This window comes from Frankia sp. EI5c, from assembly GCF_001636565.1.
Taxonomy (GTDB): Bacteria; Actinomycetota; Actinomycetes; order Frankiales; family Frankiaceae; genus Parafrankia.
On record NZ_LRTK01000027.1, the window covers coordinates 1 to 22,675 of the forward strand.

At 74.6% G+C, this 22,675-nt stretch carries 18 protein-coding genes and 6 pseudogenes; 12 read left to right on the top strand and 12 right to left on the bottom strand.

The window, feature by feature from the left end; translation table 11 throughout:
• Window positions 1-57: 57 nt before the first annotated feature.
• The coding region (locus tag UG55_RS13990; protein ID WP_242424308.1) for a hypothetical protein at window positions 58-651 on the bottom strand (594 nt) is incomplete at its 5' end.
• Window positions 652-879: 228 nt separating this feature from the next.
• On the opposite strand from UG55_RS13990, the gene UG55_RS13995 reads away from it, so the two are divergent.
• Window positions 880-1,266 (top strand): antibiotic biosynthesis monooxygenase, encoded by a 387-nt coding sequence (locus UG55_RS13995; protein ID WP_066068176.1) that lies wholly within the window; start codon window positions 880-882, stop codon window positions 1,264-1,266.
• 45 nt (window positions 1,267-1,311) lie between these two features.
• On the opposite strand, the gene UG55_RS14000 is transcribed toward UG55_RS13995, so the two are convergent.
• Together UG55_RS14000 and UG55_RS14005 are read right to left on the bottom strand one after the other, a co-directional pair.
• A complete protein-coding gene (locus UG55_RS14000) occupies window positions 1,312-2,406 on the bottom strand; it encodes a hemolysin family protein (protein ID WP_066068179.1) in 1,095 nt (364 codons plus the stop codon).
• Window positions 2,407-2,573: 167 nt separating this feature from the next.
• Window positions 2,574-3,986, bottom strand: a pseudogene (locus UG55_RS14005) (hemolysin family protein); the annotation flags it as partial.
• Between the two features lie 279 nt (window positions 3,987-4,265).
• Between UG55_RS14005 and UG55_RS14010 the strand changes: the two are divergent.
• Window positions 4,266-5,270, top strand: a complete 1,005-nt coding sequence (locus UG55_RS14010) for a ParA family protein (RefSeq protein WP_066068456.1) — start codon at window positions 4,266-4,268, stop codon at window positions 5,268-5,270.
• A 10-nt stretch (window positions 5,271-5,280) separates the two neighbouring features.
• A complete protein-coding gene (locus UG55_RS36705; protein ID WP_242424309.1) occupies window positions 5,281-5,784 on the top strand; it encodes a hypothetical protein in 504 nt (167 codons plus the stop codon).
• 25 nt (window positions 5,785-5,809) lie between these two features.
• On the opposite strand, the gene UG55_RS14020 is transcribed toward UG55_RS36705, so the two are convergent.
• Complete coding sequence (locus UG55_RS14020; RefSeq protein ID WP_066068187.1) at window positions 5,810-7,525, bottom strand: DEAD/DEAH box helicase; 1,716 nt, start codon at window positions 7,523-7,525, stop codon at window positions 5,810-5,812.
• Between the two features lie 568 nt (window positions 7,526-8,093).
• On the opposite strand from UG55_RS14020, the gene UG55_RS36710 reads away from it, so the two are divergent.
• On the top strand, window positions 8,094-8,518 hold a 425-nt coding region (locus tag UG55_RS36710; RefSeq protein ID WP_396230907.1), incomplete at its 3' end, for a ferritin-like fold-containing protein.
• 1 nt (window position 8,519) lies between these two features.
• Window positions 8,520-8,813 (top strand): annotated as a pseudogene (locus tag UG55_RS36715) (ferritin-like fold-containing protein); the annotation flags it as partial.
• 28 nt (window positions 8,814-8,841) lie between these two features.
• Here UG55_RS36715 and UG55_RS14030 read toward each other — a convergent pair.
• The 4 genes and pseudogenes from UG55_RS14030 to UG55_RS14040 form a co-directional block, all read right to left on the bottom strand.
• Window positions 8,842-9,069, bottom strand: coding sequence for a DUF3107 domain-containing protein (locus tag UG55_RS14030; RefSeq protein ID WP_066068192.1), 228 nt, complete (start codon window positions 9,067-9,069; stop codon window positions 8,842-8,844).
• Window positions 9,070-9,249: 180 nt separating this feature from the next.
• A partial coding sequence (locus tag UG55_RS14035; protein WP_242424310.1) for a TetR/AcrR family transcriptional regulator occupies window positions 9,250-9,810 on the bottom strand: 561 nt, incomplete at its 5' end.
• A gap of 1 nt (window position 9,811) precedes the next feature.
• Window positions 9,812-9,972, bottom strand: a pseudogene (locus UG55_RS36720) (helix-turn-helix domain-containing protein); the annotation flags it as partial.
• A gap of 132 nt (window positions 9,973-10,104) precedes the next feature.
• Window positions 10,105-10,326: a hypothetical protein gene (locus tag UG55_RS14040; RefSeq protein WP_066068196.1), complete on the bottom strand. Its 222-nt coding sequence runs from the start codon at window positions 10,324-10,326 to the stop codon at window positions 10,105-10,107.
• 214 nt (window positions 10,327-10,540) lie between these two features.
• Between UG55_RS14040 and UG55_RS14045 the strand changes: the two genes are divergently transcribed.
• The 3 genes from UG55_RS14045 (at window position 10,541) to UG55_RS14055 (ending at window position 13,325) form a co-directional block, all read left to right on the top strand.
• Entirely contained in the window at window positions 10,541-11,569 is a 1,029-nt protein-coding gene (locus UG55_RS14045; protein WP_083986793.1) for a Ku protein, read from the top strand.
• A 201-nt stretch (window positions 11,570-11,770) separates the two neighbouring features.
• Window positions 11,771-12,943 (top strand): adenylyltransferase/sulfurtransferase MoeZ, encoded by a 1,173-nt coding sequence (gene moeZ, locus UG55_RS14050; protein ID WP_066068199.1) that lies wholly within the window; start codon window positions 11,771-11,773, stop codon window positions 12,941-12,943.
• A gap of 37 nt (window positions 12,944-12,980) precedes the next feature.
• The gene (locus tag UG55_RS14055) at window positions 12,981-13,325 is read left to right on the top strand and encodes an MGMT family protein (protein ID WP_066068202.1); all 345 of its coding nucleotides are present in this window, start codon (window positions 12,981-12,983) and stop codon (window positions 13,323-13,325) included.
• On the opposite strand, the gene UG55_RS14060 is transcribed toward UG55_RS14055, so the two are convergent.
• Window positions 13,312-14,298, bottom strand: a complete 987-nt coding sequence (locus UG55_RS14060; protein ID WP_313954612.1) for an SDR family NAD(P)-dependent oxidoreductase — start codon at window positions 14,296-14,298, stop codon at window positions 13,312-13,314. The genes UG55_RS14055 and UG55_RS14060 overlap by 14 nt on opposite strands.
• A gap of 287 nt (window positions 14,299-14,585) precedes the next feature.
• Here UG55_RS14060 and UG55_RS47290 point away from each other — a divergent pair.
• The 4 genes and pseudogenes from UG55_RS47290 to UG55_RS14070 form a co-directional block, all read left to right on the top strand.
• A partial coding sequence (locus tag UG55_RS47290) for a hypothetical protein (RefSeq protein ID WP_396230912.1) occupies window positions 14,586-14,631 on the top strand: 46 nt, incomplete at its 3' end.
• Between the two features lies 1 nt (window position 14,632).
• Window positions 14,633-16,883, top strand: a pseudogene (locus UG55_RS14065) (ATP-dependent helicase); the annotation flags it as partial.
• A 153-nt stretch (window positions 16,884-17,036) separates the two neighbouring features.
• Window positions 17,037-17,957: pseudogene (locus UG55_RS28520) on the top strand (RecB family exonuclease); the annotation flags it as partial.
• Entirely contained in the window at window positions 17,954-21,439 is a 3,486-nt protein-coding gene (locus UG55_RS14070) for an ATP-dependent DNA helicase (RefSeq protein ID WP_066068204.1), read from the top strand. The pseudogene UG55_RS28520 and the gene UG55_RS14070, both read left to right, overlap by 4 nt.
• A gap of 9 nt (window positions 21,440-21,448) precedes the next feature.
• Here UG55_RS14070 and UG55_RS36725 read toward each other — a convergent pair.
• The 3 genes and pseudogenes from UG55_RS36725 to UG55_RS36735 form a co-directional block, all read right to left on the bottom strand.
• The coding region (locus tag UG55_RS36725) for an endonuclease/exonuclease/phosphatase family protein (protein WP_242424311.1) at window positions 21,449-21,828 on the bottom strand (380 nt) is incomplete at its 5' end.
• A 1-nt stretch (window position 21,829) separates the two neighbouring features.
• A pseudogene (locus UG55_RS36730) lies at window positions 21,830-22,228 on the bottom strand (endonuclease/exonuclease/phosphatase family protein); the annotation flags it as partial.
• Window positions 22,229-22,257: 29 nt separating this feature from the next.
• Window positions 22,258-22,627 (bottom strand): helix-turn-helix domain-containing protein (locus UG55_RS36735; RefSeq protein WP_242424312.1); only part of this gene is annotated, 370 nt, incomplete at its 5' end.
• Window positions 22,628-22,675: the final 48 nt, after the last annotated feature.

Consider the following 22,675-nt stretch of genomic DNA (forward strand, 5'->3'; position numbering starts at 1 on the left):
ATGGCTGGCCCGGCTGGTATGGCTGGCCCGGCTGGGAGGGCTGGCCCGGCTGGGAGGTCAGCGGGCGCGGGCCGGGACGGGCAGGGGATATCCCGCGCGGGACGCGCGGGCGTGGCCTTGCCGCAACTCCCGGGCGAGACCCTTCAGGTAGCGCCGGGCGGGGCGGCGCACCCCGGCCGCCGCGGGATCGCGGATCATGACGGAACGGGCTGGCAGCAGGTACCGGCCGCGCAGGTACTCGCCGATCCACCGGCCCTGCGGACCGGCCAGCTCCGGGTCGGGGGAGACCCGGAACACCCCTTCCAGCTCGGTGTGGAAGACCCCGCCGAAGAAACGACCGCGACTCCAGGGCGGCGGCGGTGCGGCCGAACCGGGCCTCGTGCCGGTGCTGGTGCCGGTGCCGAGGTCTGTGCTGGTGGCCGTCGCCGACGGCGGTTCCAGGCCGGGCGCGGGAGGCGCGCCGACGAACACGATCGCGTCCTGGCCAGGCAGGGAGGTGTGTCGGACCCCGGGCAGGCCGCCACCCGGCAGGGTGAACGGGGGACGCCAGCCGGGGGCGGAACTCAGCGTGAGCGGACCGGGGAGCGCGGTGAGCCGGTCGATGAGACCGAACTCGTCGAGCGTCCGGGCCGCCGCGCGGGCGGGCAGCTCNCCGCCGGCACCCACCACCACGGCCACCGCGTCCAGCCCACTGTCGACGAGGGCGGCCAGCGCGGCCGCACCGGCGGACCCGAGTACTGCCGGGTCCGGATGCGCGGCGGTGGCGTCGACGACCACGGCCAACCGGGGAAGACGGGACACGCCGGCCGACTGTACGGCATGGACCACTCGTGGGGTGACACAGCCGGGGACACGCGCCGGCGCATTACCGTTACGGACATGAGTGTCGTCAAGATCAATGTGCTCACGGTCCCCCCGGCGATGCGGGAGACCCTGGAGTCACGGTTCGCCGGCCGGGCCGGGATGGTCGAGAAGGCGGACGGGTTCGAATGGTTCGAGCTCCTGCGTCCGCTGGAGGGAACCGACACCTACCTCGTCTACACCCGGTGGCGCAGTGAGGAGGACTTCCAGCGCTGGCAGTCCTCGATGGCCTTCAGCGAGGGCCACCGGGCCGCCAACGCCGAGGCCGCCCCGCCGGCTCACGGGCACCCCGGCGGCGCTCCCGGTGGTCAGGGCGCTCCCGGTGGTCAGGGCGCGCCAGCCGCGACGGGAGCCACGTTGTGGTCCTTCGAGGTCGTGCAGAGCGCGGCGCCACCCGCCGGCTGATCCGGCCCCGGTCCGTCCCCAACCACCGCAATCCGCCGCCGCGGCTCAGCCACGGGCGTCAGCCGTCCCGCGATGGCTCGCGTCCTCCACCTCGCCGACGAACTCCTCCACGACGTCCTCCATGGCCACGACCCCGAGTGTGGTGCCCGCCGCGTCGACCGCCCGGCCCAGGTGGGAGTTCGTCCGCTGCATTAGGCGCAGCGTCTCGTCGAGCCGCAGGCCCACGGGGATCCGCACCATGGGCCGCAGCCGGTGCGGCGGCAGCGGCTCGTCCCGTGCCTCCTCGGCGATCCCCAGGACGTCCTTCGCGTGCAGGAACCCGACCAGCTCCGCGGGCGGGCCCGGCGGGCTGCCCGCCACGGCGCTGTCCGCGGCCGGGGCGCGCACCGGGAAGCGGGAGAAGCCGGTCTCGGCGACGACCTGCTCCAGCTGGGTCGCCGTGACCGTCCAGGGCACGGTGACAATCTCCGCGCGCGGGATCATCACCGAGCTGGCGGTGCGTCCCGAGAGTTCCAGCGCGTGGGTGAGCAGTTCGTGCTCGCCGGAGTGCAGCAGTCCCTCCTGCCGGGACTGGCCGATGAGCGCGCCCAGCTCCTCCGGGGTGTAGGCGGTGGACAGCTCGTCGGACGGGGTGACGCGCAGCAGCCGCAGCACCGCGTTCGCGAACTGGTTCAGGAACGCGATGAACGGCCGGGTCATCCGGGCGAAGGCGAACAGCGGTGGGCCCAGCCAGAGCGCGGCGCGTTCCGGGCCGGCGATGGAGAGGTTCTTCGGCACCATCTCGCCCAGCACCATGTGCAGCGAGACCACGATCACCAGGGCGACGGCGAACGCGATCACGTGCTGGGCGTCGTGGGGTACGCCGGCCGCGGCCAGGCCCGAGGCCAGCAGGTGGGCCACCGCCGGCTCGGCGACCGCGCCGAGGGCCAGCGAGCACACGGTGATGCCGAGCTGGGTCGCCGCGAGCATGGGGGAGAGATGCTCCAGGTGGGTCAGCACCGCCGCCGCGCGCCGGTCGCCCTGCTGGACGAGCGGGGCGACCCGGTCGCGGCGGGCTGAGATCAGCGCGAACTCGGCACCGACGAAGAACGCGTTCCCGGCCAGCAGGAGCAGGCCGGCGAGGATCGCCAGCGCGGTCATCGACGCGCTCCTTCCGTGCCTTCCGTGCCTTCCGTGCCAGCCGTGCCAGTGCTGCCAGCCGTGCCAGTGGTGTCAGCCGTGCCAGCCGTGCCAGCCGTGCCAGCCGCGGTGCCGCTCGCCGCTGGCGCTGTTCCGGTCGGGTCGGCCGGTTTCGCGGCGAGGCGGANCCGGCTGATCCGACGGCCGTCGAGCGAGACCACCCCGAGCTCGTGCCCGTCCACCTGGACGACGTCGTGCGGCTGCCCGAGCCGGCCGAGGCGGGCCAGCATGAGACCGCCGAGGGTCTCGTACGGGCCGGGGGGCAGGCCGGTACCGGTAGCCGCCTCGACCTCGTCCAGGCGCAGGAGCCCCGACAGCAGCCACTGACCCGGGGCGAGTGGCACGACGTCCGGCGTCGTCCGCCGGTCGTACTCGTCGTCGACCTCGCCCACGAGCTCCTCGACGAGGTCCTCCATGGTGACGATGCCGTCCATCCCGCCGTACTCGTCGATCACGACGGCGAGCTGGAGGCCGCTGCGGCGCAGGCGATGCAGCAGGACCTCGCAGTGCAGGGAAGCCGGTACGAGCAGCGGCCTGACCAGGACCTCCGACACCCGGTGCCGGGGCCGCTCCCGCGGTGGCACCCGGAAGACATCCTTGACGTGTACGACGCCCATGACCTCGTCGGCGTACCCGCCCGCGGCACGGTCGCGGGAGCGCCCCGGTTCGGGGATCTCGGTCCCGCCGGTGTTTTCGGTCCCGCCGGCCCCTTCGGCCCCTTCGGCCCCTTCGGTTTCTTCGGTTTCTTCGGGCGCTTCGGCGCGGGGCGCGGGGCGCAGCACCGGGAAGCGGGACCGGCCGGTCCGCTCGGCCAGCGTCAGCAGGTCCGCCAGCGTCGTGTCCGCGGCGGTGAACACGGTCCGCATCCGGGGGGTCATGACGTCGGACGCGCGCCGGTCACCGAAGCGGAGCGATCTGCTCAGCAGGTCGGCGGTGGTGGAGGGGAGGGTGCCGTGCTCGGCTGAGGACGTCACGATCGAGTCCAGCTCGGCGGAGGACCGCCCGCTGCGCAGCTCGTCCTGCGGCTCGACTCCCACCGCCCGCACCAGGATGTTCGCCGCCCCGTTGAGCACGCTGATCAGGGGTCGGAAGACGCGGGTGAACAGCACCTGGGCCGGCGCGACCGCACGGGCGACCCGCACCGGCTCGGAGATGGCCCAGTTCTTCGGCACGAGCTCGCCGAACACCATCTGGGTGACGGTGGCCAGCACCAGGGCCAGCGCGATCGCCGTGATCGAGCGCGGCGACGGCGGGATCCCGACCGCCTCCAGCGGCGGGCGCAGCAGGGCCGCGATCGCCGGCTCGGCGAGGTAGCCCACTGCCAGCGAGGTCGCGGTGATTCCCAGCTGGGCTCCGGAGAGCTGGAACGACAGTGATCGCACCGCGCGCAGCACGGTGCCGGCGCGGCGCTCACCCGCATCCGCGGCCTCCTGCATCTGGTGTGGCTCGACCGCCACCAACGAGAACTCGGCTGCCACGAACAGTGCGTTGCCGGCGATCAGGAGCACGGAGACGATCAGGTAGCCGACGGCCTCAAGCATGCGGGTGGCTCCCTCGGATCGGCCCGGTGCGGCGAGGTGCGGTGCGGTGCGGACATGCGGTGTGGGCGGTGCGGNGCGGGCGGCGTGACGCCCGGAAGGGCATTGCCCGTCCGGCACGCCCGGAACACGCCCACAGCACCATTGCGTCCGACATCTCGCCGTCGGGCCGGTTGGTACGCCCCCGACCTGGGCGGGTTCGTCCCGGCGGTCGCGGCCCGCACGAGATTCAGTCACTCATGGTGTTGTGATCAGGTGCTCTCCGTTGTCACACTGATCGATGTGGCCCGGGTTCTCGCTGTAGCCAACCAGAAGGGTGGCGTCGCCAAGACGACCTCGGTCGCGAGCCTCGGTGCCGCGCTGTGCGAGCTTGGCCGCCGCGTCCTGCTCGTGGATCTCGACCCGCAGGCCTGCCTGACGTTCTCGATGGGTCTCGACCCGGACGCACTCGAACTGTCCCTGCACGACGTGCTGCTCGGCCGGCTGCCCGCGGGCATCGTGATCCGCCGCACCTCCGACGGCGCCGATCTGCTGCCCGCCACGATCGAGCTGGCCGGCTGCGAGGCCATCCTGCTGTCGCGGACGGGCCGTGAGCACGCGCTGCGGCTGGCGCTCGACGAGGTCGCGGCGGAGTACGACTTCGTCCTCGTCGACTGCCCACCCTCGCTCGGCGTCCTCACCATCAACGGCCTGACCGCCGCGGACGAGGTCGTCATCCCCCTCCAGTGCGAGACGCTCTCCCACCGGGGGGTGGGGCAGCTGCTCGACACCGTCGCGGACGTCCAGCGGCTGACGAACCCTCGGCTGCGGGTGCGCGGGGTGCTGCCCACCCTGTTCGACGGCCGTACCGCGCACAGCCGGGCCGTGGTCCTCGACGTCGCCTCTCGCTATGACGTGACCATTCTGGAACCGCCGATCGTCAGGTCGGTGCGGTTCGCCGAGGCCCCGGGCCTGGGGCGGTCGATCCTCACCACCGCCGGCCGGTCCAAGGGGGCGGAGGCCTACCGTGCCCACGGCCGCGCGATCGCCGGGGTGGCCGGCCCGCCCGTCGGCGAGGCGACGGCGCGGCGGGTACCGGCAGGAGGGGGCGCCGAAGAGGCCAGCGGCGCCGGGGGTGCGGGTGCGGCTGCGGGGGGCGCGAGTGGCGCGGGGGGCGCGAGCGGAACCGGGGGTGGGCCTGGCAGAGAAACCGGCGGCGGTCAGCCGCGGCCCGGCGGGCGGGTGAGCGCGCGTCCACCGGCGCAGGCGGTCGGCCCAGATGCCGCCGTGTCAGGCGCGGCGGTGTGAAGGCGGCGGTGTGAAGAACGAGCGTACGGCGGCGGGGTTCGACCGGCTGCGCCCCCGCGCGGCGGGAATCGACGGCACCCGCGAGACGGCGGGCGGCGGCGGTCACGGAGCGCCCGGCGGCGGCCCTGGGGCGAGAGTGCCCGGTCGCGGCCCGGCGGGCGGAAGTCGCGGGCCCGGCGGCGCGGCGGCGGCCGGCAGACCAGCTGCGCCCGGCGCCGGTACGGGACGTCGCCCAGCCGCCGGAGCGAGCGGGCCGGGCCCGGCGGTGGGCCGGGACGCGCACGGTAAGCGAGCCCTCTACAGCGGGGTGCGCCCACCGGGAGGTCGCAGTACGGCCCTCATGGTCGAGTGCTCGCGCTGCGAGCGGACGAGCGCGGTCAGCCTCCGCCGCGCGCTGTGGGTACTGACCCCGAGCATGCATCTCCCGCTGCCGCTGCGGCACCCGTCACTGCTGCGGTGCCCGGCCTGCGGGCGGCCGAGCTGGGTCAGGCTGGCGTTGCGCGCCCAGGCCTGACCCAGCCCGGTTCCCTGCCGTCCGCTCAGGCCGACTCGGCCTGGTGGGTGCGGTCGTTGTCGGCGGAGTCCGAGCCATCGCCGTCGCCCGACTCCGCGCCGTCCCGGACGGTGCCGGTTCCGCGGCCACGGCCGCCCCGGCGGCGCCGCCGGCGCCTGACGGGCTCGCCGTTCGGATCGGCGGCCGCGAGCTCGACCGGAGCTTCTCCGCCGGTATCCGTCGCGGTCTCGTCCCGGCCCGTGAGATCGGCCCCGAGGACGCGGACCGATGCGACGGTCACCGCCTGGTCGTAGCCGTCGGCTGAGCTGCGCGAATCGTCGTCCTGGACGCCGGCGCCCGCGGAGCCCTCGGGGGCACCGGCCACCGACAGCCCGGTCGCCGCGGCGGCCGCACCCGCTCCCCGGGTGCGCTGCCGCACGCGGGTCCGCACCGGGCGGACGGGCTTCTCCTCCTGGTCACGACCGCGGGTGCGGCCACGGGGGCCGGCTCCGCGCCGGCCGCCGCCCAGGTCCTCGACCTCTTCGGCGGCGAGCCCGGCGCGGGTGCGTGCCGCGTGCGGCAGCGTGCCCTTCACATCGGCCGGAATCGCCAGCAGCTCGAACAGGTGCGGGGAGGTGGAGTAGGTCTCCAGCGGTTCTTCGAACGGCAGCGCCAGCGCCCGGTTGACGAGGGTCCACCGGGGCAGGTCGTCCCAGTCCACGAAGGTGATGGCCACGCCGCTGCCGCCGGCCCGGCCGGTCCGGCCGATCCGGTGCAGGTAGACGTTCTCGTCCTCGGGGCACTGGTAGTTCACGACATGGGTGACGCCGCCGACGTCGATGCCGCGGGCCGCCACGTCGGTGGCGACCAGCACGTCGACCTTGCCGCCGCGGAACGCGCGCAGTGCCTGCTCGCGCTGGCCCTGGCCGAGGTCGCCGTGCACCGCCGCGGCCGCGAAGCCGCGCCGGGCGAGGTCCTCGGCGACCTTGTCGGCCGTGCGCCGGGTGCGGACGAACACCATGGCCAGGCCACGGTCGGTGGCCTGCAGGAGGCGGGCCAGCACCTCCATCTTGTCCAGCGCGTGCGCGCGGAAGACGTGCTGCTGGGTGTTCGGGACGGTGCGGCCCTCGTCCGGCTGCTCGGCGCGGACGTGCACCGGCCGGCTCATCAGCCGGCGGGCCAGCGAGATCACCGGGCCGGGCATCGTGGCGGAGAACAGCATCGTGTGCCGCTCCGCGGGGAGGTACCCGATGATGCGCTCGACGTCCGGCAGGAAGCCGAGGTCCAGCATCTCGTCGGCCTCGTCGAGGACGAGGGTGCGGGCGCCGGAGAGGTCGAGCGCCTTCTGCCGGGCCAGGTCGAGCAGCCGGCCGGGCGTGCCGACGACGATGTCGACGCCGGTGCGCAGCGCGGTCAGCTGGGGCTCGTAGGCACGTCCGCCGTAGACCGACAGCACCCGCAGGCCGCGGCCGAGGCCGGCGCGGGCGATGTCCGCGGTGACCTGCACGCACAGCTCGCGGGTGGGGACGACGACGAGCGCCTGCGGGCGGCCGTCCGCGCCTTCGTCCTTGGCGGTGACGACCTGGACCACCGGAATGCCGAAGGCGAGGGTCTTGCCGGTGCCGGTGCGCGCCTGGCCGATGATGTCGATGCGGTCGAGCGCGAGCGGGAGAGTGAGCTCCTGGATGGCGAACGGCCGGAGGATGCCGACCTCCGCGAGCGCCGCGACGGTCTCGGGCCGGACGCCGATCTCGGCGAACAGCGGCGCCTGGGGCGGACCCGCATCCGGGGTCTGGCTCGTCGCGTCAGCTGCGATTTCGCTGGTGGTTTCGCCGGGGCTGGCTTCGATGTCGGACGTAGGTGTGTTTGTGACGGACAGCGGGACACTCCTGGTCTGCTCTGAGCGGTGTCCTTCGCTGAACCCGCTCGCGATATGCCGCGCGGCGCCTGCGACCCGATTCCCCGGGGCGGCGTCAGTCGATCAGCGGCCTGTTGGCCAGGTGGTGTGATGGCCACCGGCTGGGTCAAGGATAACCCGTGTGCCGCCCCGAGTGGGTGTGATATTGCAACGTTCTTCGCCTAGTTGACGTGCGGATCGGCGGGTGGCATCGCGCTCGACCACCGGATTTCGTGCCCGCGGCCCAACACCCGTACGGGTTCCGCCGCACCGGCACCATCCGGCCACCCGTCCGGTGACATCTCACCGACAGCCCGCCGGCCGGTGTTTCTGTCGAGGCGGGTGGCGACGGACCGCGCGGACCACCGCGGCGCGGGCGGCCGGTGCGGGCGTACACCGCGGTGGGGTGGCGCCGAGGTGCCAGAATCACGCTGTGGCCCAGACTTCCCAGACCCGTACCGCAAGTCCCGCCGCCGCCGCGACGGAGCCGGCCGACGGGTCGGCCACGCCGGGCGGCGCGCACCCGGCGCTCGTCGATCTGCTGGGTCTGCTGGCCCTCGGTGAGCTGACCGCCTTCGAGCGGATGGCGACGGATGCCCGCATGGCACCGACCTTGGCCGACAAGATCGCGCTCGGTCGGATGGCGGCAGCCGAGTTCGCTCATTTCGAGGCGATCGAGGGCGAGCTGACCCGGCTCGGGGTCGACCTGGAACAGGCGATGGCGCCGTTCGTGTCCGCCCTGACCGCCTTCCACAACCTCACCGCGCCGTCGGACTGGCTGGAAAGCCTGGTGAAGGCCTATGTGGGGGACGGCATCGCGACGGATTTCTACCGCGAGATCGCCGGCCGGCTCGAACCNGAGGCCCGCGGGCTGGTTCTCCGGGTGCTCGCCGACACCGGCCACGCGGCCTTCGCCGTGGACCGGGTGCGCGCCGCCATCGCCAGCAATCCCGTGGTGGCCGGCCGGCTGGCGCTGTGGGCCCGCCGGCTGGTCGGGGAGGCCCTCACCCAGGCACAGCGGGTGGCGATCGACCGGGACGCGCTGACCGGCCTGCTGGCCGGGGTCGGCGACCTGGAGGAGATCGCGGCGATCTTCAACCGCATCATGGCCGCACACAGCCGGCGGATGGCCGCGCTCGGCCTCTCCGCCTGACGGCACCGGGGGCCGGGGCTGACCAGTCTCAGGCGGTGCCGAAACCGACCCGGCGGGCCTCGGACTCCGCGATCTCCACATAGGCGAGCGCGTCGGCCGGGACGACCACCCGGCGCCCCTTCTCGTCCACGAGGGTGAGAAGCCCGGTCTTGCCGCCGACCGCCTCGCTGACCAGCGCGGCGACCGCGTCCGGTGACTGGGTGCTCTCCAGTACCAGCTCGCGGGCGACGTGCTTGATCCCGATCTTGACCTCCACTCGATGACCTCCGCGTGGTCGAGTTGGCTGGGACGCCTGCTCTTTGCTGGGGCGCCTGCTCCGTACCGCCGGCAGCCGGCGGCACGGACGATCAGCGCCCACACTATGGCCTACCGGCCCCGGGGCGGGCCCGGCGGACCGCTGTTCGCTCCGGGCACACGGCCCGGTGGTGATCTCGGCTCAGTTCTCGGCGGTGGACGTCTCGACGGGCGGGCCGATGGACCCCTCGGCGGTCGTCGCGACGGACGCCTCGGTGGGCCCCTCGGCGGGCGGCGACTGGCGGGGGTAGCCGGCGATCCCGCGCCAGGCCAGCTCGACGAGTTGCTCCACGGCGCGTTCCTTGGGGATCGACGCACCCCGCAACAGCCACCAGCGTGCCCCCGACTCGGCCAGGCCCACCAGCCCGACGGCGAGCAGGTCGGCCTCGTCCTGGGTGAGCCCGGTGTCCACGACGATGGTGGCCGCGATGGCGCGCACGCACTGCGCGAAGTTGTCCTCCACCCGCTGCCGGACGGCGGGCTCACTGCGCAGGTCGGATTCCAGGACGAGCTGGTGGGCGCCGCTGGGGTCGTTGACGAAGTCGAAGTAGGCCCGGATCGACCGCTCGACGCGCACGTGGTTGTCGGCGGTCGACGCCAGCGCGGCGTGCACCGCCGACACCAGCCGCTCCGAATGCTCGTCGAGCAGCGCCAGGTAGAGCTCCAGCTTTCCGGGGAAGTGCTGGTAGAGAACCGGCTTGCTNACCCCGGCGCGCTCGGCGATCTCGTCCATCGCCGCGGCGTGGTAGCCCTGGGCGACGAACACCTCGCGGGCCGCGCCCAGCAGCTGGAACCGGCGCGCGGTTCGGGGGAGTCGGGGAGTGCGACCCGGACGCGACTGCGGCGCCGCAGGCTCGGCTGTCACCCGCGCACCTCCTGGTTGTTCACCGGCTGTCGTCGAGCACACGCGGGCCGGCGGTGCCCAGCCACGTCGACATCTCGCCAACACTACCCGCGTTGACGGCCCAGGCCCCCGGATGAGCACTGTTGCCCCGGCCTATCGGTATTCCTCCTCGTCGTCCTGCTCGACGACGAGGTTCTGTTCCACGGCGTCGAACTCGTCGGCCTCGGCCGCGCCGGGGTGCGGGGGAGCCGCGCCGGCGCCGCTGTCCTGGGTCTCCTGGGCCGTCTCCTGGGCCTCGGAGGGCCGCAGCTCGCGCGACTGCTCGGCGGCGTCGGCGTCCGGGACGTCCAGGAGGCGGTCGGTCGAGGAACTCATCGGGTCTCCCTCATCGCTCGTCCATTCGCTCGTCGTGCCGGGCCGGTGGCGCTGGTCCGGTGGCGCTGGTCCGGGTGTGGCCGCCTGGCACCGATACCCGCCATCGGCGCCGTCGACCCGGCGGTTGCGGGATCGGTCGCGGTCGGGCCCGACCCAACTTCCCAGTGGGCCTGCGTTGGGCCACCATTGGGCTGACTCGACATGGGGAGCGAACATGCGTTCGATCTGGAAGGGTGCGATCTCCTTCGGCCTGGTGTCGATCCCGGTCCGGCTCTACTCCGCCACCCAGGAGCGAGATGTCTCGTTCCACCAGGTCAGACGTTCGGATGGTGTTCGGGTCCGGTACCGGCGGGTGGCCGAGACCGACGGGGAGGAGGTCGCCTACGCGGACATCGCCAAGGGTTACGAGCTGCCTGACGGCGAGATCGTGGTGCTGACCGACGAGGACTTCGCCAGCCTGCCGCTGCGGACGTCGCGCTCGATCGACGTGCTGGAGTTCGTGCCGCTCGACCAGGTCGACCCGATCTACTTCGCGAAGAGCTACTACCTGGAGCCCGACCGCCCAGGCCTGAAGCCGTACGTGCTGCTCCGGGACGCGCTCGCGGGTTCGGGGCGGGTGGCGCTGGTGAAGGTGGCGCTGCGCCAGCGCGAGCAGCTCGCCACCCTGCGGGTGCGTGACGAGGTCTTCGTCCTGGAGACGATGCTGTGGCCGGACGAGGTGCGCGAGCCCGAGTTCGACTTCCTGACCGAGGAGGTGGACGTCCGGTCGCAGGAGCTGGCCATGGCGAGCTCGCTGATCGAGACGCTGGCCGCGGACTTCGACCCGACGAAGTTCCGGGACGAGTACCGCGAGGCGCTGCAGGCGGTGATCGACGCGAAGATCGCCGGTCGGGACGTCGTCGCCCCGGCCGCGGGGCCGGCCGCCCCGGGTCCTTCCGGTGATCTCATGGCGGCGCTGCGGGCCAGCATCGAGGCGGCCCGCGCGGACGGCCGGTCCGCGGACGCTTCGCGGCCGGCGGGCACGCGGGCCCGAAAGAGCCAGCCCGCCCGCGGCCCGAAGAGCGCCCGGGCGGCGAAGAGCGCCCGGGACACGAAGAGTGCCGGCGACGCGAAGACCACCAGGGACACGAAGACCACCGGGGACACGAAGACCACCAGGGACACGAAGACCACCAGGGAGAAGACGGGCACCGCCGCGCGGAAGGAGCACCCCGGCGCCGACACCGCCCGCCGGTCCGCCTGAGACCGCCGGCACCGCCTCGCCGCCGCCGTCCGGAACCGGGAACAGCCGGGCCGGTGGATGTGCTGTACCAGAGCGGACAACCTCACGCGACCCGCCGACAGGCGGGCTGTGCCGGAGGGCACGCGAACCGTCGATCACGGCTGCCGGGACGGGTGGCTGTGGCATCGTCGGGTGGTAAGTCAGCAGAAGGCGAGGAGCAACGTGTCACTACCGCCCCTGGTCGCCCCCGCCGAGGGGCTGACCGTCGACGAGGTCCGCCGGTACTCGCGGCATCTGATCATCCCGGACGTCGCGATGGACGGCCAGAAGCGGCTCAAGAACGCCAGGGTGCTCGCCGTGGGTGCGGGTGGGCTGGGCTCGCCCACGCTGATGTACCTCGCGGCGGCGGGCGTCGGGACGCTGGGCATCGCCGAGTTCGACGTCGTGGACGAGTCGAACCTGCAGCGGCAGATCATCCACGGGCAGTCGGACGTCGGCCGGAGCAAGGCCGAGTCCGCGCGGGACTCCGTCCTTGAGATCAACCCGTACGTGAACGTGATCATCCACGAGACCCGGCTGGACACCTCCAACGTCAGGGAGATCTTCAGCCAGTACGACCTGATCGTCGACGGCACCGACAACTTCGCGACCCGCTACCTGGTCAACGACGCCTGCGTGCTGCTCGGCAAGCCGTACGTCTGGGGCTCCATCTACCGCTTCGACGGGCAGGCGAGCGTCTTCTGGGCCGAGCACGGGCCCTGCTACCGGTGCCTCTACCCGGAGCCCCCGCCGCCGGGCATGGTGCCGTCCTGTGCGGAGGGCGGGGTGCTGGGCGTCCTCTGCGCCTCGATCGGGTCGATCCAGACCACCGAGGCCATCAAGCTGCTGACCGGGATCGGTGAGCCGCTGGTCGGCCGGCTGATGGTCTACGACGCGCTGGACATGACCTACCGCGCGATCAAGGTGCGCAAGGACCCGGAATGCCCGCTGTGCGGGAAGAACCCGTCGATCACCGAGCTCATCGACTACGAGGCGTTCTGCGGAGTGGTGTCCGAGGAGGCCCAGCAGGCCGCCGCCGGTTCCACGATCACCGCCGCCGAGCTGAAGGGCATCCTGGACGGCGGGGAACCGATCGAACTGGTCGACGTCCGGGAGCCCGCGGAGTGGGAGATCGTGCGGATCCCCGGCGCGCGCCTGATCCCCAAGGGTGATCTGCCGGCGCACCTGTCGGAGCTGCCGCAGGACCGGCGGGTGGTCGTCTACTGCAAGAGCGGGGTGCGCTCTGCCGAGGCGCTGGCGACGCTCAAGGCCGCCGGTTTCTCCTCGGCCGTGCACGTCCAGGGTGGGGTCACGGCCTGGGCGACCCAGGTGGACAAGTCACTGCCCGTCTACTGATTCGCGCCGTCCACTGATTCGCGGGAGGGTCGGGGCCGTGCCTGAACACGGGTTCCCGCACGGTCCCGGCCCGACGCCCTACGCGGTGTCGGTGCTGGACGCCGTCGCCGGCATCCCCGCCGGCCGGGTCCTGACCTACGGCGATGTCGCGGAGTTCGTCGGCGCGGGCACCGGCCGCACGGTGGGGACGGTGCTCGCCCGGTACGGCCACGAGGAGGACGTCCCGTGGCATCGCGTGGTCCGGGCTTCCGGCGAGCCGAATCCGGCGGCCCCGGCCGAGGCCCTGCGCCGCCTGAGCGCGGACGGAACCCCGCTGCGACCCGGGGGCACCCGGGTCGACCTCGCCGCGGCGCGCTGGGGCGGCCGGCTCAGCGCGCGGTGAAGCCGCCGTCGGCGGTGTAGATGCTGCCGGTCACCAGGGATGCCTGGTCCGAGAGCAGGAAGTTCACGACCTCGGCCACCTCCGCCGCCGTCCCCAGCCGGTTCGTCGGCTGGAAGTAGCGGGCTCCCCGCTGCGCGCTGACCATCGCCGTGTCGATGAACCCGGGAGCCACGGCGTTGACCCGGATCCCCCGCGTCGCGTTGTCCAGCGCGGCCACCTTGGTCAGGCCGATGACGCCGTGCTTGGCGGCGACATAGGCCGGCGTACCCGGCAGGCCGACGGTGCCCAGCACGGACGCCATGTTCACGATCGACCCGCCGCCGGTGGCGAGCATCGCGGGGATCTCCGCCCGCAGACAGTAGAAGACGCCGGACAGGTTGACGGAGATGACCTTGTCCCAGTCGGCCAGTGGGATGTCCTCCAGCGGTGCCCGGGTGGTCGCCACCCCGGCGTTGTTGACCGCGAGGTCGAGGCGGCCCTGGAACTCGTACGCGGTCCGCACGGCATCGGCCACCGCCTCGGGGTCGGCGACGTCCACGGCGAGGACGAGGGTCTCGCCACCGGCGGCCTCGATCTCGGCGGCGACCTCCTTGGCCGCGTCGGCGTCCCGGTCGGCGAGCACCACCCGGGCGCCGGCCGCGGAGAGCCGGCGGGCACACGCGGCCCCGATTCCGGAGCCCGCGCCGGTGACGAACGCGACCCGGCCGTGCTGTTCCCCGGCGCCGGCCCGGGGGGACGGCCCGGTGCCTGCCAGGGGTGCCGTGCCTGCCAGGGGTGCCGTGCCTGCCGGGGGCGCGGTGCCCGGGGGTGTGGTGCCTGCCGGGGGCGCGGTGCCCGGGGGTGTGGTGCCTGCCGGGGGCGCGGTGCCCGGGGGTGTGGTGCCTGCCGGGGGCGCGGTGCCTGCCGGGGCTGTGCCACCGGCGGCGGGGGTGTGGTCCGGTGTGGTGTCGGGGCCATGGGCGGGCTGAGTCATGGCATTACTCATACCGGGTGAAGCTGCCACGGTGAGGCAACGGCCCGCATCCTTTGCAACACCTTTAGTGCTATTCGTGCGCATCTTGTGTCGCTCCAGGGAATCCNGCGTCGCGACGCGGGCCGGCGCGTCGCCGCGCACCCCGCCGCCCGCGTCAGGCATTGGTGATCTTGTCGGGGTGGCGTGATGTGCTGTGCGGCGTGGTCACCGCGCCGCCCACCGCCCGCCACCCGCCCCGGCGACCGTTTCGCCTGGTGGCACCGCCCGTTCCGGCGGCATCACCCATCGTGTTGGATGCTGCGCAGGCCGAGGTGGTGGGACACGCCGGAGGCCNGCTGCTGGTCCTCGCCGGGCCGGGCACGGGCAAGACCACCACGCTCGTCGAAGCCGTCGCCCGCCGGATCGAGCGGGGTGCGGACCCGGCGTCCCTGCTGGTGCTCACCTTCAGCCGGCGCGCGGCCCGGCACCTGCGCGAGCGGTTCGCCGCCCGGCTCGGGCCCGGCGCGGTCGGCCCGGCCGCCTGGACGTTCCACGCCTGGTGCCTGGCCCTGCTGCGGGCCTACGGCGCCGGTACGCCGCTCGGCGGGTTCCGGCTGCTGTCCGGCCCCGAGCAGGACGCCCGCCTGCGTGACCTCCTGGAAGGCTCCCGCGAGCTCGGCCGCCCGGTCTGGCCCGACGCGCTGGCCGGGGCGCTGGGCACCCGCGGCTTCGCCGAGGAGGTCCGGATGCTCATGGCGCGGGCCCGGGAGGTCGGCGTGGACCCGCCGGCCCTGGCCCGCCTCGCCCGCCGGGTCGGTCGCGCCGACTGGAAGGCGGTCGCCGAGTTCTACGGCGACTACCTCGACGCGCTCGGGGCCGAGGGCGCGATCGACTACGCCGACCTCGTGCACAGCGCCGCGAACCTCGCCGCCGACCAGGACGTCCTCGCGAGCCTGCGCGGGCGCTACCGGGCGGTGTTCGTCGACGAGTACCAGGACACCGATCCCGCGCAGGAACGTCTGCTGGCGGCGGTCGCCGGTGGCGGTGGTGATCTAGTGGTCTTCGGCGATCCGGACCAGGCGATCTACGCCTTCCGCGGCGCGGAGGTCCGCGGCCTGCTCGACTTCCCGGCCCGCTTCCCCCGCCGGGACGGCTCGCCCGCCCCGGTCACCGCGCTGCGCCGCTGCCGCCGGATGTCCCCGGCGCCGCTCGCCGCCAGCCGCCGGGTGGCGGCCGCGCTCCCGTCCGCGGGCCTGCCCGTCCGGTACGTGCGCGCGCACCGCGATCTGATCGCGGCCGGCGGCACGGCCGGCCCCGGCCAGGTCTCGGCCCGCACCTACCCGACGGCCGGCGCCGAGGCGGAGGCGATCGCCGAGCTGCTGCGCCGCGAGCATCTGGAGAACGGGGTCGGCTGGGACGACATGGCTGTCCTGGTCCGCTCGACGGCCGGCCTCGGTGTGCTGCGCCGGGTGCTGACGGCATCCGGGGTGCCGGTGAGCGTCGAGGGCGGCGAGCTGCCCGCGGCCCGGGAGCCCGCCGCCCAGCTGCTGCTGACGGCGCTGCGCTGCGCGGACGAGCCGTCCGTCCACCTGACGCCGGAGACGGCGCGCGCGCTGCTGACCTCGCCGCTCGGCGGGGCCGATCCGGCCGGCCTGCGTGCCCTCGGCCGCGAGCTGCGGGCACTCGACGCCGCCGCGTCCGCGGCGGGGGCCGAACCCGCGGCGGCGGGACGGCTCCCGGGCACGCCCGCGTCGTCCGCCGAGCTGCTGCGGGCGGCCGTCGCCGATCCGGACCGCATGCTGCTTCTGGTCCCCGACGAGGTCGCCGCGCCGGCGCGCCGTCTCGGTCAGCTGCTGCGGACCGCCCGCGCCGAACTGCGGCGCGGTGCCGCGCCCGAGGACGCGCTGTGGACCCTGTGGTCGGCCAGCGGGTGGGGGCCCCGGCTGGAACGGGTGTCCGCGGCGGGCGGGCCCGCCGGCCGGTCGGCTGACCGCGATCTCGACGCCGTCGTCGCGCTCTTCGACGCGGTGGGGCGCCTCGGCGAGCGGCGGGGCCCCGGATTCTCGGTGGCCTCGGTGGTAGCCGAGCTCACCAGGCAGCAGATCGCCCCGGACACGGCGACGGCCAGGGCCGGTCGCCCGGCAACCGTTCGGCTGCTCACCGCGCACCGCTCCAAGGGACTGGAGTGGGAGGTCGTGGTCGTCTGCGGTGTGCAGGACGGCGTCTGGCCCGACCTGCGCCAGCGCCACACCCTGCTCGGTGCCGAGCAGCTCGACTCCCCACGCCGGGGCGGTCTCCGCCCGCCACGCACCCGGGAGGAGCTGCTCGCCGACGAGCGGCGGCTGTTCTACGTGGCGCTCACCCGGGCGCGCCGGCGGCTGGTGGTCACGGCGGTCGACGGCGCCGACGACGACGGGGAGCAGCCCAGCAGGTTCCTGCGCGAGCTGGGCGTCCAGGTGGAGGACGTGCGCACCCGGCCCGCCCGGCCCCTCACCCTGGTCGGCCTGGTCGCCGCGCTGCGGCGGATTTCCGTGGACCCGCAGGCCACGGCGGCGATGCGGGCGGCGGCGGCGGTCCGGCTGGCCGCCCTCGCGGCCGTCGGTGACGGTGACGGTGACGGCGTTGACGGCCGCGGCAGCGATGACGGCGGCCGCGGCAGCGATGGCGGCGGCAGCGATGACGGTGGCAGCGATGGCGGTGGCAGCGATGGCGGTGGCAGCGATGGCGGTGGCAGCGATGGCGGTGGCGGCGGCCGCGGTGGCGGTGGCCGGCCGCTGGTTCCCGCCGCCCATCCGGATCGCTGGTGGGGGCTGGTGGACGTCACCAGTTCGTCGGTGCCGGTCGTCGCGCCGGACGGGCCGATCAGGCTGTCCGGATCGTCGCTGTCGAGTCTGGCCGCCTGCGGGCTGCGCTGGTTCCTTGAACACGAGGCGAACGCGGCCGAGCCGGCCTCCGCCGCCCAGGGCTTCGGCAAGGTTGTGCACGCACTGGCGGACGAGGTGTCCAGCGGCCGGACCGAGGCGCGGATGGACGCCCTGGACGCCCGGCTCGACCTCGTCTGGCGGTATCTCGAGTTCGACTCGCGGTGGCGGTCCGCGCAGGAGCGGTCGGCGGCCCGGGAGGCGCTGCGCCGTTTCCTGGACTGGCACGCGGCGCAGCGACGGGCGGTTGTGGCCTCGGAGGTGCGCTTCGCGTGCGACATCGAGGTGGCTGGCCGGGTCGTCCGGCTGCGCGGTTTCATCGACCGGGTCGAGCTCGACGACGCCGGCCGGGTGCACGTGGTCGACTTCAAGACCGGCCGCGCGGCGCCGAGCCGTCGAGATCTGAGCACGCACGCCCAGCTCGGGAGCTACCAGCTCGCCGTGCGCGAGGGGGCGTTGGACCAGGTGCCCGGGGCGCGCGCGGTTCCGGGCGGTGCCGAACTGGTCCACCTGCGCCGGGACGCCGGCGGGGACAGCCTGGGCCCGCGCCTGCCGGACGAGCAGCCCGCCCCGCCCGAGGTGCAGCGCCAGGAGCCGTTGCCCGCGGAGGGGCGCGCGTGGATCGACGACCTGCTCCAGGACGCGGTACGGACCATCACCAGCGAGTCGTTCCGGCCGACACCGGGCGATGCGTGCACCATGTGTTCGTTCCGTCGATCCTGCCCGGCGCGGCCGGAGGGAGAGCAGGTGATCGATTGACCGGCGTCCTCGGCGCTGGCGCGCAGCAGGCGCTCCCCGGCCTCGGCCCCGCGGTGGACACCGGCGACGACGCGGCCACCCGTCCTCCGCTCGACCCCGAGGATCTCCGTGACCTGCTCGGTGTCCCGTACACCGACGAGCAGCTCGCCGCGGCCACCGCGCCGCTGGAACCGGCGGTCGTCATCGCCGGCGCCGGTTCGGGCAAGACGTCCGTGATGGCGGCCCGGGTGGTGTGGCTGGTGGCGACCCGCCAGGTCGAGCCGGGGCGGGTGCTCGGGCTGACCTTCACGAACAAGGCGGCGGCGGAGCTGGCCGGCCGGGTACGGCTCGCCCTGCGCCGGGCCGCAGAGCAGACGGGCCGGGACGGCTGGGGCCCGCCGGGTGGCGGCGGGCGGAGCGGTGGTCAGCACGGGGGCCACGAACAGCAGGGCCACGAACAGCAGGGCCACGAACAGCAGGGCGGCCCCGGGTGGGGCGGGGCCGGCGGCCGGTTCGACGGCGGGGCCGGCGAAACGCCCATGCCGGCCGTCACCGACGAGCCGACGATCAGCACCTACCACGCCTACGCCGGTCGCCTGGTCGGCGAGCATGCCCTGCGCCTCGGCCTGGAGCCGGACACGAGGATGCTCGTCGCGGCCGCGCGCTACCAGCTCGCGGCGCGGGTGGTGCGTACCCACGGCGGCCGGGTCGAGGCGCTGACCCGGTCGATGGCCGCGCTCGTGGCCGATCTCGTGGCCCTCGACGGCGAGCTGAGTGAGCATCTGGTCTCGGCCGACGACCTGATGGCCTTCGACGCCGACCTGTTCGAACAGGCGCTCGCGGCGGTCGCGGAGGCCGCGCGGCGGACCGGGACGAAGGGCCTGCGCCGCGAGCTGCGCCGGATCGCGGCGACCGCGCGGGCCCGGCGTGAGCTCGCGGCGCTCGTCGCCGACTACCGGGCGGCCCGGCGGGCCCGCGAGGTGCTGGACTTCGGTGACCAGGTCACCTTCGCGGCGCGGCTGGCCGGGCGAGTGCCGCCGGTGGGGGAGGCGGAGCGCGCGCGCTTCGGCGTGGTCCTGCTCGACGAGTACCAGGACACCTCGGTCGCCCAGCGGACGATGCTGGCGGGGCTGTTCGGCGGCGGGCATCCGGTGACGGCGGTCGGCGACCCCTGCCAGGCGATCTACGGCTGGCGCGGCGCCTCGGTCGCCAACCTCGACAACTTCCCCGACCATTTCCCGCGGGCCGACGGCGCGCCCGCCGCCCGTTACCGGCTTTCGGTCAACCAGCGCAGCGGTGGCCGGCTGCTCGTCCTCGCCAACGATGTGGCCGCCCCGCTGCGGGCCCGGCACCACGTCGTCGAGCTGCGCCCGCGGGCCGACGTCGTCGCCGCCGGGCGCACCCTGGTGGCACTGCACGCGAGCTGGGCCGAGGAGGTCACCTGGGTCGCCGCCCGGTTGGCGGAACTGGCCGCGGCGGGGGAGCGGCCGGGGAACATGGCCGTGCTGGTGCGGGCCCGGTCCGACGTCCGCGCGCTGCACACGGCGCTGACGGCGGCGGGGCTGCCGGTCGAGGTGGTCGGCCTCGCCGGGCTGCTGGACCTGCCCGAGGTGACCGAGGTGGTCACGGTTCTGGAGGTGCTGGACTCGCCCATCGCCAACGCGGCGCTCGTCCGCCTGCTCACCGGGCCGCGGGTACGGCTCGGCCCGCGTGACCTCGCGGCCCTGGGCCGGCGGGCCCGCGGACTGCTGGCCGCCGGCGGGCCCGCCGGCGGCCGGCGCGGGGCGGCCGCGGCCGGCACCGGTGGGGCGGTCGTGGATCCGCTGGCCGAGGCGGTCGCCGGAGTCGACCCCTGCGACGTCGTGGCCCTCGCGGACGCCCTGGCCGATCCCGGTGACGAGCTCTCCGCCGCCGGCCGGGAGCGGGTGATCGGGCTCGCGGCTGAGCTGGCGGCGTTACGCGCGCATGTGAGCGACGGCCTGCTCGACCTGCTGAACCGGGTGATCTCCACGATCGGGCTCGATGTGGAGATCTCCGCCAGCCCGAAGGCGGTCGCGGCCCGCCGGCGGGAGAACCTGGCCTCCTTCCTGGACGTCGCCGCCGACTTCGACGACCCCGACGGGCCGAACTCGCTGACGTCCTTCCTCGCCTTCCTGGGGGCCGCCCGGGAACACGAGCGCGGCCTGGACATCACCGGCCCGACCGGCGCCGACGCGGTCGCGCTCATGACGGTGCACCGGGCGAAGGGGCTCGAATGGGAGGTCGTGGCGGTGCCGGACCTGAGCCGGGCGGTCTTTCCCGACCTGACGGTGCGGGACAGGTGGACCACATCGCCGGGCGTGCTGCCCACTCCGCTGCGCGGCGACGCCGACGAGCTGCCGTCCTACACGGTCAGCGACTCGAAGGCGGCGCTGGCGACGTTCACCGACGACTGCCGGGACTACCAGGAGCGGGAGGAACGCCGGCTGGCCTACGTCGCGTTCACCCGGGCGAAGTCGGTACTGCTCGGCAGCGGGCACTGGTGGGGGCCGACGCAGCGTTCCAGGCGTGGTCCCTCGGTGTTCCTCACCGAACTGCGTGACCACGCCGAGGCCGGCCATGGGAACGTTGACGTCTGGACACCCGAGCCGCCCCCGGGCGGCAACCCCGATCTGGCCGTACCGGCCGAGTTCGAGTGGCCGATGCCCTACGAGCCGGTCGCGTACGCACGGCGGCAGCAGGCCGCCTCGGCCGTCCGGGAGGCGCTCGACCTGCTGCGCGCCGGGCAGGCGCCAGCGCCCGACGACCTGGCCGGGATGACCCCGCGGGAGCGGGCACTGCTCGCCGAGTTCGATCGCGAGGCCGCCCTGCTGCTCGCCGAGGAACGCGCGGCCCGGGCCCCCTTCCGGGAGGTCGCGATCCCGACCAGCCTGACGGCGTCCGAGATCGTGCGGATGCGCGCCGACCCGGCGGAGTTCGCCCGCGAGCTGGCCCGGCCGGTGCCGCGCCGGCCGGTGCCGCAGGCGCGGCGCGGCACCCGCTTCCACGCCTGGGTGGAGGAGGTGTTCGACCAGCGGCCGCTGATCGACGTCGACGACCTGCCGGATGCCGCCGACGCCGGCAGCCTGGACGACCACGACCTGGCCGGGCTGCAGGACGCGTTCCTGGCGGGGCCGTACGGCGGGCGCCGCCCGTTCGCCGTCGAGGCCCCGTTCGAGGTGATGATCGGCGGGCGGGCCGTGCGGGGGCGGATCGACGCCGTCTACGACCTGGGCGACGGCCGCTGGGAGGTCGTCGACTGGAAGACCGGCTCGGAGCCGGCCGACCCGGTGCAGCTCGCCGTCTACCGGGTCGCCTGGGCGCGGGTGCGCGGGGTCGGCGTGGCGGACGTCGACGCGGCGTACTTCTACGTCACGTCCGGGCAGGTCGTCCGTCCGCCGCTGCTGGCCGAGGAGGAGATCGTCGCCCTCCTGTCGGGCCAGGCGGGCCTCGACGGCCCGGGCCGCACCGCGCCCGGGGCCTGAGGGCGGCGTTCAGCGGCGGATGTCGACCAGCAGGGCGAGGTGGTCGGAGACCGCGGTGCGACGGGCCTCGGTGGACGCGACCGTCCCCACCGGCCCGCGGGCCAGGACATGGTCGAGCTGCACCCGGGGCGCATGCGCGGGATAGGTGCGGTGGGCGGCGAGGCGCCGCCAGCCGGTGAGCGCGGTGGGCAACCGCCCCGGCAGGTTCAGGTCGCCGAGCAGCAGCACCGGCCCGTCGGCGCCGCGCAGGCGGCGGACCAGCCGGCGCAGCTGGACGGCGTTCCAGCCCGGCGCGAACGAGAGGTGGGTGGTGACCACGGTGAGTGGTCCGCTGGCGGTCTCGATGACGGCCGCCAGGGCCACCCGCGGCTCGTCGTCGAGCAGGATCANGCGGGCCCGCCGGGACGTCCCGGCGACCAGGACGGGAGCCCGCACCGGTGACCGGCCGAGCGGCACCACCCACCAGCGGTGTACCGGCAGCCGGCTGACCAGGGCGATGCCGTAGGCCGGCTCGCCCGCGGCCCGGTGCCCGTCAGCCGGGCGCCAGCGGTGCCCCGGCGTGCCGTAGACGGTCGGGGCGAACCGCCAGCCGTCGTCGGCGGCCCCCAGCGCGGTGGCGGCGGTGGCGGCCAGGTCGCCCCCGCCGGAGCGCGGCTGCGCGAGATCCATCTCCTGCAGGCCGAGGACGTCGCAGTCCAGGTCGGCGATCGCGGCGGTGAGACGGTCCACCTCGACCCGGCCGTCGGCGAGGGACAGGCCGTGCATCGCGTTGAACGAACCGACCCGCACAGCACAGACCGTAGCGCGACCGGCGGGTGTCAGTCGGCCCGAAGCGGCGGTGCCGCGGGCTCCGGTCCCGGTCCTGGTCCTGGTCCTGGTCCTGGGCTGGTTACCATGCTGGCCCCCGGACTGGTCCCGGAATCGCCGTCGGCGGCGGGCGGGCCCACGGGGCACCCCGGTCGCAGCCCGATGGTCGCCCGCAGGACCAGCTCCAGCTCGAAACGGGCCTCGGGGTCGTCCAGGGTCTCGCCGAACAGGTCCCGCAGCTGCCCGACCCGGTAGCGCACGGTCTGCGGGTGGATGTGCAGCCGCTCGGCGACCAGCCGGCGCTGGCCGTGCAGGGCGAGCCAGTACAGCAGGGTCTCGGCCAGCCGGGTCCGGGTGCGTTCGGGGAGCGCGTCCAGCGGCNCGGTCCGCCGCCGCGCGAGATCGTCGAGCAGCCGCGGGTCGCGGGCC